Annotated in this window: 1 pseudogene; it reads left to right on the top strand. The window is 42.7% G+C overall.

Going from position 1 to position 211, the window contains the following annotated elements:
• A pseudogene (locus NJD71_RS13910) lies at positions 1 to 203 on the top strand (DDE-type integrase/transposase/recombinase); the annotation flags it as partial.
• Positions 204 to 211 lie beyond the last annotated feature (8 nt).

Raw genomic sequence — 211 nt, 5'->3', positions numbered from 1 at the left:
TTTATCCAAACCTGCTCGATCAAAAATTTGATACCAGTCGTCCTAACGAAGCTTGGGTTAGTGACATCACTTACATATGGACAGATGAGGGTTGGCTATACTTAGCAGGTGTTAAAGACCTCTACACCAAAGAGCTTGTCGGCTATGCCATCAATAAGCGAATGACAGCAGATTTAGTTTGCCGTGCACTCAATATGGCCATCTAGAACAA

This window comes from Psychrobacter sp. PP-21, assembly GCF_033790785.1.
Taxonomy (GTDB): domain Bacteria; phylum Pseudomonadota; class Gammaproteobacteria; order Pseudomonadales; family Moraxellaceae; genus Psychrobacter.
This window is presented reverse-complemented; position numbering and strand designations above follow the sequence as displayed.